At 40.2% G+C, this 15,473-nt stretch carries 16 protein-coding genes; 7 read left to right on the plus strand and 9 right to left on the minus strand.

Going from position 1 to position 15,473, the window contains the following annotated elements; genetic code table 11:
• Positions 1–6: 6 nt before the first annotated feature.
• The gene (locus GUA46_RS15645) at positions 7–1,695 is read right to left on the minus strand and encodes a GMC oxidoreductase (RefSeq protein WP_176621267.1); all 1,689 of its coding nucleotides are present in this window, start codon (positions 1,693–1,695) and stop codon (positions 7–9) included.
• 252 nt (positions 1,696–1,947) lie between these two features.
• On the opposite strand from GUA46_RS15645, the gene GUA46_RS15650 reads away from it, so the two are divergent.
• From GUA46_RS15650 to GUA46_RS15660, 3 genes are all read left to right on the plus strand, one after another.
• Positions 1,948–2,748, plus strand: a complete 801-nt coding sequence (locus tag GUA46_RS15650; RefSeq protein WP_176621268.1) for a helix-turn-helix domain-containing protein — start codon at positions 1,948–1,950, stop codon at positions 2,746–2,748.
• Between the two features lie 349 nt (positions 2,749–3,097).
• Positions 3,098–3,283 carry a hypothetical protein gene (locus tag GUA46_RS16780; protein WP_218109574.1) on the plus strand — a complete coding sequence of 62 codons (186 nt, stop codon included), beginning with the start codon at positions 3,098–3,100 and terminating at the stop codon, positions 3,281–3,283.
• 119 nt (positions 3,284–3,402) lie between these two features.
• A complete protein-coding gene (locus GUA46_RS15660) occupies positions 3,403–3,954 on the plus strand; it encodes a hypothetical protein (protein ID WP_176621269.1) in 552 nt (183 codons plus the stop codon).
• Positions 3,955–4,194: 240 nt separating this feature from the next.
• Here GUA46_RS15660 and GUA46_RS15665 read toward each other — a convergent pair whose 3' ends face one another.
• Both GUA46_RS15665 and GUA46_RS15670 read right to left on the minus strand, forming a co-directional pair.
• The gene (locus GUA46_RS15665) at positions 4,195–6,582 is read right to left on the minus strand and encodes a 7TM diverse intracellular signaling domain-containing protein (protein WP_176621270.1); all 2,388 of its coding nucleotides are present in this window, start codon (positions 6,580–6,582) and stop codon (positions 4,195–4,197) included.
• A gap of 193 nt (positions 6,583–6,775) precedes the next feature.
• A complete protein-coding gene (locus GUA46_RS15670; RefSeq protein WP_176621271.1) occupies positions 6,776–7,336 on the minus strand; it encodes a hypothetical protein in 561 nt (186 codons plus the stop codon).
• Positions 7,337–7,565: 229 nt separating this feature from the next.
• Between GUA46_RS15670 and GUA46_RS15675 the strand changes: the two genes are divergently transcribed.
• From GUA46_RS15675 to GUA46_RS15690, 4 genes are all read left to right on the plus strand, one after another.
• Complete coding sequence (locus GUA46_RS15675) at positions 7,566–8,012, plus strand: YHS domain-containing (seleno)protein (protein WP_176621272.1); 447 nt, start codon at positions 7,566–7,568, stop codon at positions 8,010–8,012.
• A gap of 61 nt (positions 8,013–8,073) precedes the next feature.
• Complete coding sequence (locus GUA46_RS15680; RefSeq protein ID WP_176621273.1) at positions 8,074–8,559, plus strand: DinB family protein; 486 nt, start codon at positions 8,074–8,076, stop codon at positions 8,557–8,559.
• Complete coding sequence (locus GUA46_RS15685) at positions 8,547–9,263, plus strand: NRDE family protein (protein WP_176621274.1); 717 nt, start codon at positions 8,547–8,549, stop codon at positions 9,261–9,263. The genes GUA46_RS15680 and GUA46_RS15685 overlap by 13 nt, the downstream gene beginning before the upstream one ends.
• Before the next feature lie 5 nt (positions 9,264–9,268).
• The gene (locus tag GUA46_RS15690) at positions 9,269–10,309 is read left to right on the plus strand and encodes an ATP-grasp domain-containing protein (RefSeq protein ID WP_176621275.1); all 1,041 of its coding nucleotides are present in this window, start codon (positions 9,269–9,271) and stop codon (positions 10,307–10,309) included.
• Between the two features lie 5 nt (positions 10,310–10,314).
• On the opposite strand, the gene GUA46_RS15695 is transcribed toward GUA46_RS15690, so the two are convergent.
• The 6 genes from GUA46_RS15695 to GUA46_RS15720 all read right to left on the minus strand — a co-directional run bounded on the left by GUA46_RS15695 (position 10,315) and on the right by GUA46_RS15720 (position 15,412).
• A complete protein-coding gene (locus tag GUA46_RS15695; protein ID WP_176621276.1) occupies positions 10,315–10,788 on the minus strand; it encodes a glutathione peroxidase in 474 nt (157 codons plus the stop codon).
• A 5-nt stretch (positions 10,789–10,793) separates the two neighbouring features.
• Positions 10,794–11,213 (minus strand): DoxX family protein, encoded by a 420-nt coding sequence (locus GUA46_RS15700; RefSeq protein WP_176621277.1) that lies wholly within the window; start codon positions 11,211–11,213, stop codon positions 10,794–10,796.
• Between the two features lie 82 nt (positions 11,214–11,295).
• The gene (locus GUA46_RS15705; protein ID WP_176621278.1) at positions 11,296–12,282 is read right to left on the minus strand and encodes a YpdA family putative bacillithiol disulfide reductase; all 987 of its coding nucleotides are present in this window, start codon (positions 12,280–12,282) and stop codon (positions 11,296–11,298) included.
• Positions 12,282–12,941, minus strand: a complete 660-nt coding sequence (rpe, locus tag GUA46_RS15710; protein ID WP_176621279.1) for a ribulose-phosphate 3-epimerase — start codon at positions 12,939–12,941, stop codon at positions 12,282–12,284. Before rpe ends, GUA46_RS15705 begins: the two co-directional genes overlap by 1 nt.
• Positions 12,942–13,007: 66 nt before the next feature.
• The gene (locus GUA46_RS15715; protein ID WP_176621280.1) at positions 13,008–14,276 is read right to left on the minus strand and encodes a serine hydrolase domain-containing protein; all 1,269 of its coding nucleotides are present in this window, start codon (positions 14,274–14,276) and stop codon (positions 13,008–13,010) included.
• Positions 14,277–14,548: 272 nt separating this feature from the next.
• Positions 14,549–15,412: a sigma-70 family RNA polymerase sigma factor gene (locus GUA46_RS15720; protein ID WP_100817395.1), complete on the minus strand. Its 864-nt coding sequence runs from the start codon at positions 15,410–15,412 to the stop codon at positions 14,549–14,551.
• Between the last annotated feature and the right edge of the window lie 61 nt (positions 15,413–15,473).

Genomic DNA, 15,473 nt, shown 5'->3' on the forward strand with positions numbered 1-15,473 from the left:
AATTTATTATAATAAACCTTTTTTTAACTGTGCTGCAGCATATGTGGCTGCCCGTGCTGTAAGTGCCATATACAAAATGGATGGGCTTTGATTGCCCGTACTGGTCATACAAGCACCATCGGTCACAAATACATTTTTGCACTCATGCATCTGATTGTATTCGTTCAAAAGGGAGGTCTCAGGGTCTTTCCCCATTCTTACACCACCCATTTCGTGGATATCCAATCCAGGTGCTTGGTTGTTGTCCTGTGTGTCTATATCCGTACACTCCATTTTTTCGAGCATGCGACGACTTTCCACAAGAAAATCTTTGATCATTTTTTCGTCATTTTCATCATAACCAACATCTGTAACAAGCAAAGGAATGCCCCAATCATCTGTCTTATCCTGGCTCAAATAAACCCTGTTCGATGCTTTTGGGATAGTTTCTCCCTGCATGTACATATAGATTTGCCAGTTTCCAGGTTTACTTAGTTTATGCTTAAAAGCTGCACCAAGATGAGGTGTTTCGTCTGGGATTTCTTCGGCCCTGTTCCGATAAGCTCCTGTAAAAATGGTATATCCCCCAAGAAAATCGGTATCCTGTTCCTTTAGATTACGATAATTGGCAATAATACATTCGGATGGTCTTGAACCATAATAATATTTGTCCTCATATCCGCTGATTTTTCCGCCTGCACCTGCCCTATAAATATGAAACCCAATATATCTTCCCAATAAGTCATGATCGTTGCCCAGACCATCGGGAAAACGATTTGATTTGGAGTTAAGTAAAATCAAATTGGAATTGAGTGCCGATGCGTTGACAAAAATAATTCTGGCACTGAATATAAACTCTTCTTTGGTGTTGGCATCAATGACCTTAACACCTGAAGCCTTTCCCGAATCCTCATCATATATGATCGAATGGACCACCGAAAAGGGTCTTATCGTTAGGTTTCCTGTCTTTTCGGCCCAGGGCAGTGTGGACGAATTGGAACTGAAGTACCCTCCAAACGGACATCCTCTCATACACTTATTGCGACAAAGGCACTTGCCCCTACCTTGGTCCAGATGGGTTTGTTTTGGTTCACTGAGATGTGCCCATCTTCCCTGAGCCAAATATCTTCCAGGGAAATGTTCTTCGAGCGTGCTTTTCATGTGTTCCTCCACGCAGTTCAGTTCGAATGGGGGCAAAAACTCACCATCGGGCATGGCCTCAATCCCGTCCTTATTACCACATACGCCAATGAACTTCTCCACATGAGAGTACCATGGGGCAATATCATTGTAATCAATGGGCCAAGCTATCCCATAATTGTACTTTTCAGGTGCTTTGAACTCGTAATCGCTCCAACGTTGACAGGCCCTTCCCCAAATCAGGGATTTGCCGCCAACTTGATACCCTCGTATCCAGTCGAATGGTTTTTCCTGCACATAGGGGTGGTCCGCATCCTCTATAAAAAAGTGGGCCGTATCTTCGCCAAATCCAGATGCTTTGGTAATAAGCGGATTTTCTTCTTGGAACTTTTTAGTCATTTGGCCCCTGTGTTCAAAATCCCAAGGGTTCATGGTCATGGTAGGGTAATCTTTGATATGTTCTACATCCCTACCCCTTTCCAGTACCAGTGTTTTTAGACCTTGTTCGCAAAGTTCTTTGGCCGCCCAGCCCCCAGATATTCCCGACCCTATAACGATGGCATCAAAATGTTCCATAAAAATTCATAATTAAGAAATGTTCCATTTGATTGTTAATGAACCAGATGTGCCTAACTAATAAATCCGTTCAAAAAAACAACCTCGATTTTCCGGTTTACTGTGTGTCCGAGTTTCTAATCAGTAGTGATAAACTCATTCCCAAGAACAAATTGTAGTTGCCTTGATTGAAGTTTAATTTCAAATATGGTCAATTCTTATATGTGTCTTTTTGTAAATTACTTCATATTTTTTGTAAAATCATGAAAGAATATGATAAAAGGAGCACAGATAGATGATTTTAAACGCTTTTATTTTGAACTTGACGATAACAAGCCCATCCAAATCTTATTGAACAGGCATGAAAACAGGGAAGAAGGTTGGTTTGACATGCATTATGAATTCGAACTGGGAGTAGTATTGAAAGGTAAAATGAAACGCTCGTACCTAGGATACGATATAGAAATAGGGCCAGGGGAGGTTTGGTTTTGCAATATGTGGGAACCACATGGTTTTGAAATACTGGAGGCACCTTGTGAGGTGGCTGTATTTGTTATCGACCCAAGATATTTGGCAACCACACTTTTTTTAGATAGGGATATGACTTCAACATTTATGGTTCCACCAATGGATAGACCTAGGACGGCAGTAAATTTGAAGGGCGAAATAAAGAATCTGGCAAAAAAAGTCCAACAAAGGTTTTCCAAAAAATATGATGCGGACTGGGCTAAAATATATTTATTTGAATTGTTGCTTTCCCTTATGGAAGAATGGAAAGTTCCCTTGCAAGAATCAAATCATGGGCATAGAACCTCCATTCAAGGAGCCTTACGCTTGATTTTTGAAGAAAAAAGGCTCATAACTACTAAAGAGGCAGCTTTGGCGTGCCGCATGTCCGTAACTAAATTCACGGCCTTGTTCAAAGATTTGATGGGTTCAACTTTTTCCGATTTCGCGTTGCAGTATCGGGTAAAAGGCGCCTCTTTCCAGCTAAAAAACTCCAACCTGACCCAAGAGGCGGTGGCACTTAACTGGGGATTTTCCGATGCAAGCCACCTTCATAAATATTTGTAAAACACATAAAATCCAAAATGGCATAGCAACAAGCAAACCCATGACAAGGTATGGCAGTTGCAAGGTTCAAATCTAAGGTAATCGAACACATCGGTTAAATTCCATTTTGGGTGTATGAAGATGTATATTATTTTCATTAAAATTAGGATGTCAACAACCTAAAAAAGAACGTTCTGAAATTGGAAATCACATAAAATGACAAAAATTATTCCAATCCCTAATTGTGGTAACTCACCGAAAATGGAGTTCCTGAAAGAATTTAATATTGCTTTTGCAAAAGAAAATATGAAATTTATTGCCAAGAGTGTGACTGATGAGATTGTTTGGAACATAATTGGTGTTAGAAAAAATGGAAACAGAAACGGTAACCGAGTTAATAATTGACCAGATCTCATCTCAAGAAAAAGAAGGAGCAACAAACGAAATTATGAAAATGAAAAACAGAAAAAAATATGTGTTCTCTGACTTCTACAAATTCAAAGGGGCAAAAGATGTAAAAATAAAGTCGATAACATCATACGTAATCGGAATTTAATAGCAGAAAGCACCAGTCCTCTTTCTTAACCAAAAACCTTTTCTTGGCAGTTAAACCCTATACTATGCCCAAAGTTCAACTAAACGATGGAGCATTTCATAAAAGAATAAATGCATTAAATGAAAAACAAATTGCTTGAAATATTATATAACCAGATTCTATTTTGTTCGGACAATGGGAAATCAATAATTGAGAACCCAAACTTTGTCGTTCAGGAGACACATAAATTCTCAAGTAAAACCAGAAAGGAGGTGATTAGTCTATTTAAAGAACTAAATGAAGTTGGCTTCATTGATAAAGTATCTGGTGAAAAAACAGCTTATCGTATAAAAAGTATGATGAGCATTCAAGAATTAAATAGTTTACTACCTAAGTTCAAAGAAACGATGAACCAAAAGAAAAAGCTTGATAAAGAATACAAGGTTCACTTTTCCAGTCTTAGGGATTTGATTAATTCATGGAACCTGATTCCTGATTCACCTCCCGATGAATTTGATTCTATAAGTCATATGTGTTTAAGACTTTTATATCGAGGAGTAGATAGAAAAAAGCTTGGTGCAGCATTATATCATGAATTATCTACAAATTATGGGTATTCTGTTAATAAACATTCAACGGACGTTCTTGCAAAACAGATATTTGAATGGTGGTTAAGAATAAACAAAGTTTAAATAAACGATTAACAGTTTACAGGTTACTGCATGGATCGATATTTAACCCTATTTGATTATTATTGATTAATTTTTGGCTTATACGAAAGGAGATTGCTCATAGAGGTCTGTAATTCGGTTAGTTACTAAACATAAGCAAGGCACATGTCAATAAACTTAAGGGCTAGCGGATGGGGTTCGAATCCTCCCTGGGGTCACCATAAAAAAGCACGCTAACAGGCGTGCTTTTTTATTTAGCCTTTAGGCCACCTTATCAACGGCTTTTACCAATGCGTTTTTGTTCATTTTTGAGAATAGTAACGGGCCATTCACGGGTTTGGTCACCAAATCGTTTGCTCCCAGCTCAAATATCTTCTTTCGTGTGCTACTGGTGTTGTCGGCAGTTAGTACTATAATTGGTACTTGGGGGTTGCAGTTCGCTTGGCCATTTCTAATGATCGAAGTAGTTTCAAAACCATCCATCTCGGGCATTTGTAAATCCATCAAAATAATGTCGAAACTTTGCTTTTTCATTATTTCCAATGCCTCTTTACCGTGGTTGGCAATGGTAAGGTTGGCATTGGTCCAATTTTTCTTGAAAAGCAATTTAACCACAGTCTGGTTCATTTTGTTGTCTTCTACATAGAGTATATTGCCGATTTCCCTATTAAATGGGGTTTCTACTTTTGATTCCTCATCAACTGTTACCTGGTCCTCATCAATTTCAAAACTTAGCGTTAGCTCACAGGTCGTGCCCAAATCAGTATTTTGTCGTAAATCAATAGTGCCGCTTTGCAGGTCGACATAGGTTTTTACAATATATAGCCCCAGTCCTAAACCACTATACTCCCGTTTGTCCATAAAGGATTTTTTGGTAAACGATTCAAAAATAGTGCTCATCTTCTCTTTGGAGATGCCAATGCCCGTGTCCTTTATATTAAAGCGTATCGAGGCTTTGTTTTCGCCATTTCGAGTACATAAAACTTCCACTTCTACCTTTCCCTGATTGGTGAATTTGATGGCGTTATCCAAAAGATGGTTAAGGATTTGGGCCAGTTTAGCCTTGTCGCCCACAATTCTGGACGGTAAATTATCCGCAATCGATATGGTAAATTCCAAACCTTTGGCTAGTGCTTTTTTCTCTTGAGACTTTAAGATTTTGGTCAGTGTGGAATTCAAGTCAAAAGGAACTTCTTGCAACTCTTGATCGCCCTTTTCAATAACGGTAAAGTCCAAGATATCTTCAATGTTTCCCAATAGGTTCTTTGAGGAACTCAAGAGCATTTTGCATTTTTCATCAAGGTTTTCCTCCTCTTTGTTTTCTTGTAGCGAAGTGGCCACACCCATAATCAAATTAAGGGGTGTTCGGAGTTCGTGACTGATGTTCGATAGAAAAGAAGATTTGATCTCGTTCATGTCCTCGGCCCTTTGTAGGGCCAACAATTGGTTTTGTTCGTTCTCCATTCTAAGGTCCCTAATCCTATTGCTCATCGATATGGATAGGAAAATAATTTCAAGGCCAATGCCAAATTTGGTGCCATTACTTGTGAAGAATGAGTTTTCTATGGCATTGAAGTTGTTCAGGATAAAGACCACAAAACCCAAGACCAGAAAACAAATACCAATTACAAAATAGTGGTCTACTTTTATTTTTTTGATTTTTAGTACTATCAATGAGGTAATCATTTGTAGCAATACCAAAATTCCTATGCCGTTGGCCAATGGGTAGCAGTATTCAAAATTGGGGACCAGGGCCAAAATAAGTATGCCCAGGACAATGGAAACTGCCATCATATTGTTTGTAATATGCAAGATGGGACTGTTCTTTTTTAGGTTAAGGTATACGTCGCCATACTTACCAAAGAAGAGTAGTGATGTAAAAGCCGTTAACAATACGGCTCTATCGGATAACCAACCACCTTCTGGGGTAAAATATTGATGGAAAAATCCGTCCAAAGAAAATTGCATCAATGCAATAAAGAGTACATAGCAGGCGTAGTATACAAAAGCCTTGTCCTTTAAAGCGAAAAAGAAGAACAGGTATATAATGCTCGCTAGTACCAAAATGCCATAAAAGAACCCGTAGAACACTTGCTCCTTATAGGTCAAATTTAAAAAAATTCCTTCTTGGAATAGATTCATGGGCAACATTACCACTTCACCATCACTTTTTAGATGAATATAGGCCGTTACTTTTTGATAGGGTTTCAACTCTATATCAAAAATGGATTTTCTGTGTTGTACTGTTTTTTCGGAAAAGGAGATTTTATCACCACTGAGCTGTTTCTGTACATCGCCAGTTTCATTGACAAGGTATAGGTTCACGACATCCGTTATTGGACGTGCTGTCTCCAAGTAATATTGTTCAAATGATTCTGTTTGGTTGTGCAAAGTAAATTTCAACCAATAGTTGTCACTGGAAAAACCAAGGTTTTCTTTTAAACTGGATAGTGGAACAAAATCCAAATCTGAATTATTTCTTATTTCCTCAAAACTATAATCCTTTTGCCCTGCCAAAAAAACCGATGTTATGGGACGCAGGGAAAGTGCTTCTGTGGTATTTTCATTCTTGGAAAACTGGGCGTTGGCTATGGCAATAGAAGTAAATAATAAGGTGATAAACCCTATTAATGGCTTTGGGAGAGACATGTGATACATTAAGTAGGCTTTACTGACACCATTTTTGGGAAAACGGAATCCTAGTTAGTTTGGTTTGTATCCAAAACGTATGTAGACTACACTTATTATTATTTTCGTGGTGAAAGGGCCGAACTTTGGATGTAATTGGGGAAAACTTCGATGAACGGAAGTTTTGTAATGAGAAATCTCCATCTACGGCCGCTTATTGGCTAGGATTTATTCCTAAAAGCTCCATGGTTTCCTCATAATCCGCGGAAATGGTATTGGATATGCCAGTTGTTGAAGCAATTGGTTGAGGGACCAAAACATATCGAAGACCTGTATTTTCCGTTTCATTTTCCAAGATGTTTACGGTAACGGGTACCCCGTCAAAATACACCCTGAACCCTGTAAATGCTTCTGTTTGATAGTTATCGTTCTTTACAAACTCACCAAAGCCGAAATCAAAATAATCGAATTCGGAAAAATTAAAGGGAAGAATGCGTACATTATTATCGTTCTTGTAGTACATCAGCGCGACACCGCCATTTTCAACATACGAATCAATATTTGCCACAGGAATATCCATAAATGCCTTTCCCTCCAGAACTTCCTTATAGGTCCATTTAATGGGTATCCAATCGGAAACAATTACATTGGCATTGCCGTCTTTGCCAGCAGGTCCCGTTGCACCGTCTTCCCCAGAGCATGAAAGTAGTGTGAGCCCAAGGCCCAATAAACAATAGATTGCCAGTTTTCTTGAAGTTATGTTGATAGCTTTCATGGATATCTTCCTTTGTTCAAATAAAAATAGGCTTTGGTTATTAAAAATTTTGGGCCGATTGATGGATGTGGATTATGAATTGACGGATGCATACTTTGAAGCAGCAGAATGGTTTAACCAAACCTACAAAGTGGTGAAATTGCCCCTCTATTTTTTTATAATGCAATATTGATTGAAAGGAATAGATGGCTTTTAGGACTATTAAAGGGTTAAACTTTCAATTACTGATATGATCAACAAGTTTATTGTTCTTTTGTTTTTAGTGATGTGTACATGTGGCCTTTCCCAAACCATTGATTATAATACCAAGAAAGGGTATGCAGTTCAAGGTTATGATGTGGTCTCTTACTTTGATAATACTCCATTGGAAGGAAAAGAAGAGTTTTCTACGACTTTTGATGGGGTCAAGTTTAAGTTCTACGATGCAAGAAACTTGCAAAGGTTCAAGGGAAATCCATCAAGATATCTTCCAGAGTATGGTGGTTATTGCGCTTATGCAGTCGCTGTGAATGGAAAAAAAGTGAGCGTAGACCCCGAAACCTACGAGATTAGGGATGATAAACTTTACCTTTTTTATAATAAAGGGAAAAACAACACCCTAGAATTTTGGTTAAATGAATCACCAGAAGTACTTCGTCAACAGGCCGATAAAAACTGGGAAAAAATAAAGAATTGATTATTCTTTCTATCTTAATACTCAAAATCATCAAAAAACGAATTATAAATAATCCACCATCATGTTCAAATCTTCTTTGAAAACATTGGAACAGTTCAAAAACGTGCTGTCAGAATTACCCGCTGGATGTTATTCGCAATCCTGCCAAATATTATCCAATGCAAGTATTGGGCAGCATACTCGTCACATTATAGAACTGTACCTCTGTTTGATCAATGGATATGAGGTGGCAGATGTTTCATATGATAAACGGGAACGCAACACCAAAATTGAGGAGGATGTTGATTTTGCATTGGAACAATTGACGTATATCCAAATGAATTTGACGAAACCGGACAAGGCGATAAAAGTCTCTTATGAGTTGGGGGATGAAGAGACCTGTTTGGATTCAAATTATTTTAGGGAGGTAATGTACAATTTGGAGCATACCATCCATCACCAAGCTTTGATCAAGATAGGGGTAAGGCATTTTTCGACCCAAGAGATCCCGGAATCCTTTGGGGTTGCTCCATCAACCATAGAATACAGAAAGGCATGTGCACAGTAAGCTTTATTTATTCAGGAGGTAGGCATTTCATTACTTCCAACCGCGACGAACATGTTTCCAGGCCATTGGCTTTGCAACCGCAGGAGGAAACCATTGGTTCCGCAAAGGTACTTTTCCCAAAAGACCCTAAAGCGGGAGGTACTTGGTTTGCACTTAACGAATATGGTTCGGTAGCAGTTTTGCTCAACGGAGGTTTTGTAAACCATGTGCCCAGTGGCAATTATGCGAAGAGTAGGGGCTTGGTGCTGTTGGATGTGATTTCATCCGAATATCCTTATGCTTCTATTCAGAGCATGGAACTGCAAAACATTGAGCCGTTTACTTTGATTTTGTTCAATGGTAACTTGTTGGAGTTTAGATGGGATGGACACCAGAAATATTATAGACCGTTGGATGCAACAAAAAATCATATTTGGTCCTCGGCAACACTTTATACGGATGAAGTAATCGAGCACCGAAGGAAGTTGTTTCAAACGTTCATGGACGGGAAAACCCAAATTGCGGGCAGTAGTGTCGTAGATTTCCACTCCAATAACCACGATGATTATCAGAACGGATTTATTATCGATAGGGATTCCGGTCTCAAAACCTTTAGTGTAACCCAAGCTATTTTGGATGACGGTGAAATCGTGATGCGCCATATCGATTTATTGAACGATAAGTTTTTCGAAGTTCCCTTTTCACCGAGTCAACTTACATTTTAACTCAAATGGATTCGTTGAAACTGATATGGCATAGAATCACCCATTGGGAATATTGGCCATTTTGGCTGATTTATTATCCCATGGCCCCTGTTTGGTTGTATTACTCGATTAAGGCCCGTTCGTTATTCTTTTTTAATGCTGCCAATCCGGGAATGAAAAATGGGGGTATGGCCATGATATCCAAAATGGAGATTTACAACATGATTCCTACGGAATTTATTCCACAAACGCTATTTTTTGATAAGGATGTTGCGCCAGAGAAGGCATTGGAGCGAGTACTGGACCATGGCATCGGTTTTCCCTTTATCGCCAAGCCCGATATTGGTATGAAGTCCTTTGGCGTGGAGAAAATCCATAACAAGAATGAATTTCAAATATATGTAGCTTGGACACCTTCCCATTTTCTGGTACAAGAACGTATTCCTTATCAAAAGGAGGTGGGCATATTCTATGTTCGTAAACCCAATGAAGTTCATGGAAAGATTACGGGGATTGTTTCTAAGGAGTTTTTATCCATCAAAGGTGATGGTGAAAGCACCATGTTGGAACTCATCAAAAAAAATCCCCGAAGTCACTTTCAGTTAAGCGTGTTGCAACAGAAGTATGGTGATACACTTCAAAATGTATTGAAAACAGATGAAGAATTTGTGCTTGTACCCTACGGAAGCCATACGCGGGGGGCCAAGTTTGTGGATGTCAGCCATAAAATCAATTTGAAACTGGAAAGGACGATAGATTTTATCTGTTCCCAAATGGATGGCTTTTACTATGGCCGATTGGATGTGCTCTATAACTGTTTTGATGAACTTTGTGAAGGGAAAAACTACAGCATTATTGAAATAAACGGTGCAGGAGGGGAAGCCACCCATATCTATGACCCCAAACATTCCTTGTTCTGGGCCTGGCGCGAAGTGGCCCGCCATTGGAGTATGTTGTGCGAAATTAGTATTGCCAATAAAAGGGCAGGCCATACGTATTTAAGCTTTAAAGAGGGTAGGGCAATGCTGAAGCAAACCGGCGCTTTGCAAACACAATTAAAGTTTTAGAAAACTTAAAGGATATCCTTGATATAGTTCTCCATGGCACTGGGCTCCGTTGTGGGGGCAAATCGTTTTGCGGGCTTTCCTGTTTTATCGATGACAAACTTGGTAAAGTTCCATTTGATTTTTCCACCCAATAACCCACTTAATTCTGATTTAAGATATTTAAAAATGGGATGGGCATCACTTCCGTTGACATCGATTTTTGCGAACATGGGAAATGAGACACCATAGTTCATTTGGCAAAATTCTTGGATATCCTCGCTGGTCCCCGGTTCTTGGTTTCCAAATTGATTACAAGGAAATCCTAATATCACCAATCCTTGACCCTTATATTTCTGATAGAGTTCTTCCAGACCTTCATATTGGGGTGTAAGACCGCATTTGCTGGCAGTGTTCACCACTATAACAGTCTTGCCCTTATATTTTTCCATGGACTCTTTGGTGCCATCCAATCGTTCTGCTTCAAACTTGTAGAATTCCATAGGTATCATTTTTGTTTGTTCATCAAATGTTTCAATGCTCCTGTGGACCAAAGGGCCCAAAGTATCAATACGGGTTGAAAAAATAAACGAATTAACCTCTTGAGGTCGGTGTCTAGTCCAAAAGCGTCTATACCATTGGTGTATTGTGAAATGTTTCCGGGGAATATCAAAACATAGAAAATGGCAAGCACAATACCCACTTTTACCTTGTATTTCACTAAAAGGACCATGGCAAGGCCTAAAAGAATCTCAACTACACCAGAAGCTACCACCACAAAATCCATAAAAGCGTCGCTAGTAGGTAACCATCGGGGTACTTGGGCCTGAAATTCCTCGCGTTGAAAGGTAAGGTGACCGATTCCGGCCATAATCATCAATAGTCCAAGTATAACCCTGAATACATTTTGTGTTGTGCTAGTTTTCATTTGAAGACTTTTTCAGATTCCCTTAAAGATAATCATATCCAAAAGGAAGCCTTTTCTGAAAAGCTGCAAATGTTGACCCAAATCAAGATTCCTCTGCTACGGATTGCATCTTATGCTTGATGGCATTCATGATAATTGGAGCATGAATCCGAGAATTTTCGATAAACCATTTGTGGGTTTCCATACCACCGCAAATCACACCTGCCAAGAATAGGCCGTCCACATTGGTCTCCATGGTGGCTGGGTCGTACTTAGGCAATCTTTTTGGGTCGTTGGAAAGTTCGATGCCCAGTTTCTCCAAAAATGCAAAATTTGGTTTGTAGCCGGTAAGTGCCAAAACAAAATCGTTTTCCAATAGAATTACACCTTCTGGGGAATTGATGACAATTTCGTGGGGTCTGATTTCTTTAACGGTAGAGTTGTAGTAGGCTTTAATGCTACCTTCCTCGATACGGTTGATGATATCAGGGCGCACCCAATATTTTACCCGTGGACCTACTTCCGGACCACGAATCACCAAGGTTACCTCAGCTCCTTTTCGCCAGCATTCCAGAGCGGCATCGATGGCGGAGTTACTGGCCCCGACCACTACCAATTTTTGACTGGCATAAAAATGAGGGTCGTTGTAGTAATGCGACACTTTTGGCAAATCTTCACCGGGAACTTCCATGGTGTTGGGTATGTCGTAGAAACCTGTGGCGACCACTACGTTCTTGGATTGGTACTCATCTTTATCTGTTTTGACCAAAAAGGTTTCTCCTTGTTTTTCGGTATCAAGTACTTTTTCAAAAAGATGAATGTTAAGCTGGTTGGAGGTCACAATCCTGCGGTAGTATTCCAAGGCTTCGGCGCGTTTGGGCTTGGCCTCCTTGCTTATGAAGGGTATCTCGTCTATCTCCAACTTTTCGGAAGAGGAGAAAAATTGCATGTTCATTGGGTAGTTGAACAAGGAATTGACAATAGGTCCTTTTTCTATAATGATATAGGAAATCCCCTGTTTTTTAGCTTCAAGGCCACAGGCTATCCCGATGGGGCCACCCCCGATGATGACAACATCAAATTGCTGCATTATGCTATTTCTTCTTTTAATTTTTTGATGGTTTGGGTCGGGTTGGTGCTTTTAAATACAAAACTGCCCGCAACCAAAACATCCGCTCCGCAATCAATGAGTTTTTTTGCATTGTCTGCATTGACCCCTCCATCAATTTCAATCAAGGTGTTGGCATTTTTCCGATTGATCAATTCTTTTAAATCGGCTACTTTTTGATAGGTGTTCTCGATAAAGGATTGTCCTCCAAACCCTGGGTTGACACTCATCACGATAACAATATCAATATCCTGAATTGTATCCTCCAATAGTTTTACCGAAGTATGTGGATTGATTGCTACCCCAGTTTTCATGCCCTCTGCCTTGATGGCCTGTAAGGTCCTGTGCAAATGTGGGCACGCCTCGTAATGGACGGTAAGGTTATCTACACCCAAATCTCCAAAGATTTTAATGTACCTGTCCGGGTCAATGATCATGAGGTGGGTGTCCAACGGTTTTTTGGCATGTTGGGCAATAGCTTGTATCACGGGCATTCCAAATGAAATGTTGGGCACAAAAACGCCGTCCATTACATCTAAATGGAACCAATCGGCATCACTTTGGTTCACCATTTCTATTTCTTGTTGAAGATTGGCAAAGTCGGATGCCAGTAGCGAAGGGGCGATAATTTTTTTGCTCATGTGAGAATCTGCTCGTTCCCTACAAAGATAGTGAAATGTTAAAGCAATACCTTAATCGGTTCATGCCTATTTAGAACCTTTTGGCAGTACTATTGGGCCATAGACTGCATCCCTGAACCGCTTGTGAAGTGAGCCGTTATATGGAAAAATCTGCACGAAGAACACCGCCGTTAATTCATTTACGGGATCTATCCAAAACAAGGTGCTCGCCGCTCCGTCCCAAAAGAATTCTCCGACAACCCCATTGTTCTCTTCAACGGATGCAGGGGCACGAAGCCGAACGGCAAAATCTATCCCGAAGCCTACTTGTCCCTTGCTGGGCAACCACGACCTTTCCGTAATGTTTTCATCCAAATGGTTGGTGGACATCAACTTCACGGTTTCTGGTTCAAGAATTTCCGCTCCCTCCAAGTTTCCCTCGTTGACCAACATTCTGGCAAAGCGCATATAATCGTCAAGTGTGGAAGTCAGTCCCCAACCACCAGGGGTCAGTGGCCATTTTTTATAATTGAATGCATGCGCTTCTTCGTTGGGGGATTGGTTCAATTCACCCATTTCAGTTTTACGATAAGCCGGTGACATTCTATAGCGCTCATCCTCTGGGACTACATAGCGGGTATCTGTCATTTTCAAGGGGTCAAGAACATGCTCACGGACATATTCCTGATACGGTTGACCCGAAATCCGCTCCACTAAAAATGCTTGTACATCGACCGAAGGACCATATTCCCATTTGGCTTCGGGCTGGAACCATAGAGGTACGCTTCCCAATTTTTCTGCCATTTGGGGCAAGGTATTCTCCCAGTTGAACGGGTCCGCTTCTTTTAAGGCCTCACTATGTCCTGGAATATCGTCCCGGGTGGAAAACCCCGCCGTATGGCGTGTAATGTCACGGATGGTAATCGGTCGGTTCAAGGGTTCGAGTATCATCTCACCATCGGAGTCCACCCCTTGGTACACTTTCATGTTGGCAAATTCGGGAGCATATTTTTCCAACGGGTCGTCCAATTGAAACTTACCTTCATCATACAATGTCATCAAAGCGGTTCCCGTAATAGGTTTTGTCATTGAATAAATCTGCACCAGAGTATTACGTTGCATAGGGATTTTTTTGTCTACATCTGCATGGCCAAAAGCATTGAAGTAAACCTCTTTGCCCTTTTCAAAAATCAATGCCGATGCCCCGGCCACTTCACCGTTTTTCATAAAACTTTGTAAGGTAGAATCCAGTCTGGTCCTTGCGGCTTCTTGAATGATATCTTCTGTATTTTCCTGACTTGTACCTAATGAGATTACAGAGGCTATAAATAAAATGGAGAGGAATATTCTTTTCATGTTGGGTTGATTGGTGTTCTTAAATAGTGAACTGGTTCGGTTAAAGAAAGGTAAGGATTATTTGAAGACCTAAATCAGGGTTCATTGTGCCGTAAAAAAGTGTTGCTAAGTATAGAAACAAAAAAAAACTCCGGTAATCAGCCGGAGTTTATTCATCAATCAAAAAACGAACAGTCATGATAAACTGTTATATCTTACTAAATTACAACTTTCCTGCCAAAAATCAAATTTAAGGATAGTTTAACTGTAATTTAGTGGGTGTTTTTTACACTTTATCCCAAATATGTCTTTAAAATCTTACTTCTGGAGGTGTGTTTTAATCTGCGGATTGCCTTTTCCTTGATCTGGCGAACTCTTTCTCTAGTAAGGTCAAAAGTTTCACCGATTTCTTCCAAGGTCATGGAATGTTGTCCGGCCAAACCGAAGTAAAGCCTGATTACATCTGCCTCACGTGGGGTAAGGGTTTCCAATGCACGCTCGATTTCTGTACGAAGTGAATCGTGCAAAAGTTCCTTGTCCGGGTTAGGGGACTCACCGCTGCGCAATACATCGTATAGGTTGGAATCCTCACCATCGATCAAAGGTGCGTCCATGGATACGTGGCGACCAGAGTTTTTCAAGGATTGCTTCACATCTTCCACTGTCATGTCCAATTCTTTGGCAATTTCCTCTGCAGATGGTGGGCGCTCGTGGGCTTGCTCCAAGAAAGCAAATGTTTTGTTGATCTTGTTGATGGAACCAATCTTGTTCAAAGGCAAACGTACAATACGGGATTGCTCGGCCAATGCTTGTAGAATGGATTGACGAATCCACCAAACGGCGTAAGAAATAAATTTAAATCCACGGGTTTCATCAAAACGCTGTGCTGCTTTGATAAGTCCCAAGTTTCCTTCATTAATCAAATCAGGAAGTGTTAACCCTTGGTTCTGGTACTGTTTTGCAACAGATACAACGAACCTAAGGTTGGCTTTAGTTAATTTTTCCAAGGCTACTTGGTCTCCCGCTTTTATTCGCTGTGCCAACTCTACCTCTTCATCGGCGGTAATCAAATCTACCTTTCCAATCTCCTGCAAATACTTGTCTAACGACGCGGTTTCCCTGTTGGTAACCTGTTTTGTAATCTTTAACTGTCTCATCTAAAAATTCCCTTCAAATTAAATTTGTGAACCGGAGCTCATTAGGTTATACGTTCAAAAA

Origin of the sequence: Flagellimonas chongwuensis (genome assembly GCF_013376415.1) — a bacterium.
Taxonomy (GTDB): Bacteria; Bacteroidota; Bacteroidia; order Flavobacteriales; family Flavobacteriaceae; genus Flagellimonas; species Flagellimonas chongwuensis.

What these genes read in the sequence shown, in the direction of transcription:
- GUA46_RS15650 (WP_176621268.1), top strand. Translation starts at nt 1,948, where the DNA reads ATGATAAAAGGAGCACAGATAGATGATTTTAAACGCTTTTATTTTGAA.
- GUA46_RS15665 (WP_176621270.1), bottom strand. Translation starts at nt 6,582, where the DNA reads ATGTCTCTCCCAAAGCCATTAATAGGGTTTATCACCTTATTATTTACT.
- GUA46_RS15675 (WP_176621272.1), top strand. Translation starts at nt 7,566, where the DNA reads ATGATCAACAAGTTTATTGTTCTTTTGTTTTTAGTGATGTGTACATGT.
- GUA46_RS15680 (WP_176621273.1), top strand. Translation starts at nt 8,074, where the DNA reads ATGTTCAAATCTTCTTTGAAAACATTGGAACAGTTCAAAAACGTGCTG.
- GUA46_RS15660 (WP_176621269.1), top strand. Translation starts at nt 3,403, where the DNA reads ATGAAAAACAAATTGCTTGAAATATTATATAACCAGATTCTATTTTGT.
- rpe (WP_176621279.1), bottom strand. Translation starts at nt 12,941, where the DNA reads ATGAGCAAAAAAATTATCGCCCCTTCGCTACTGGCATCCGACTTTGCC.
- GUA46_RS15645 (WP_176621267.1), bottom strand. Translation starts at nt 1,695, where the DNA reads ATGGAACATTTTGATGCCATCGTTATAGGGTCGGGAATATCTGGGGGC.
- GUA46_RS15690 (WP_176621275.1), top strand. Translation starts at nt 9,269, where the DNA reads ATGGATTCGTTGAAACTGATATGGCATAGAATCACCCATTGGGAATAT.
- GUA46_RS15715 (WP_176621280.1), bottom strand. Translation starts at nt 14,276, where the DNA reads ATGAAAAGAATATTCCTCTCCATTTTATTTATAGCCTCTGTAATCTCA.
- GUA46_RS15720 (WP_100817395.1), bottom strand. Translation starts at nt 15,412, where the DNA reads ATGAGACAGTTAAAGATTACAAAACAGGTTACCAACAGGGAAACCGCG.
- GUA46_RS15705 (WP_176621278.1), bottom strand. Translation starts at nt 12,282, where the DNA reads ATGCAGCAATTTGATGTTGTCATCATCGGGGGTGGCCCCATCGGGATA.
- GUA46_RS16780 (WP_218109574.1), top strand. Translation starts at nt 3,098, where the DNA reads ATGGAAACAGAAACGGTAACCGAGTTAATAATTGACCAGATCTCATCT.
- GUA46_RS15685 (WP_176621274.1), top strand. Translation starts at nt 8,547, where the DNA reads ATGTGCACAGTAAGCTTTATTTATTCAGGAGGTAGGCATTTCATTACT.
- GUA46_RS15670 (WP_176621271.1), bottom strand. Translation starts at nt 7,336, where the DNA reads ATGAAAGCTATCAACATAACTTCAAGAAAACTGGCAATCTATTGTTTA.
- GUA46_RS15700 (WP_176621277.1), bottom strand. Translation starts at nt 11,213, where the DNA reads ATGAAAACTAGCACAACACAAAATGTATTCAGGGTTATACTTGGACTA.
- GUA46_RS15695 (WP_176621276.1), bottom strand. Translation starts at nt 10,788, where the DNA reads ATGGAATTCTACAAGTTTGAAGCAGAACGATTGGATGGCACCAAAGAG.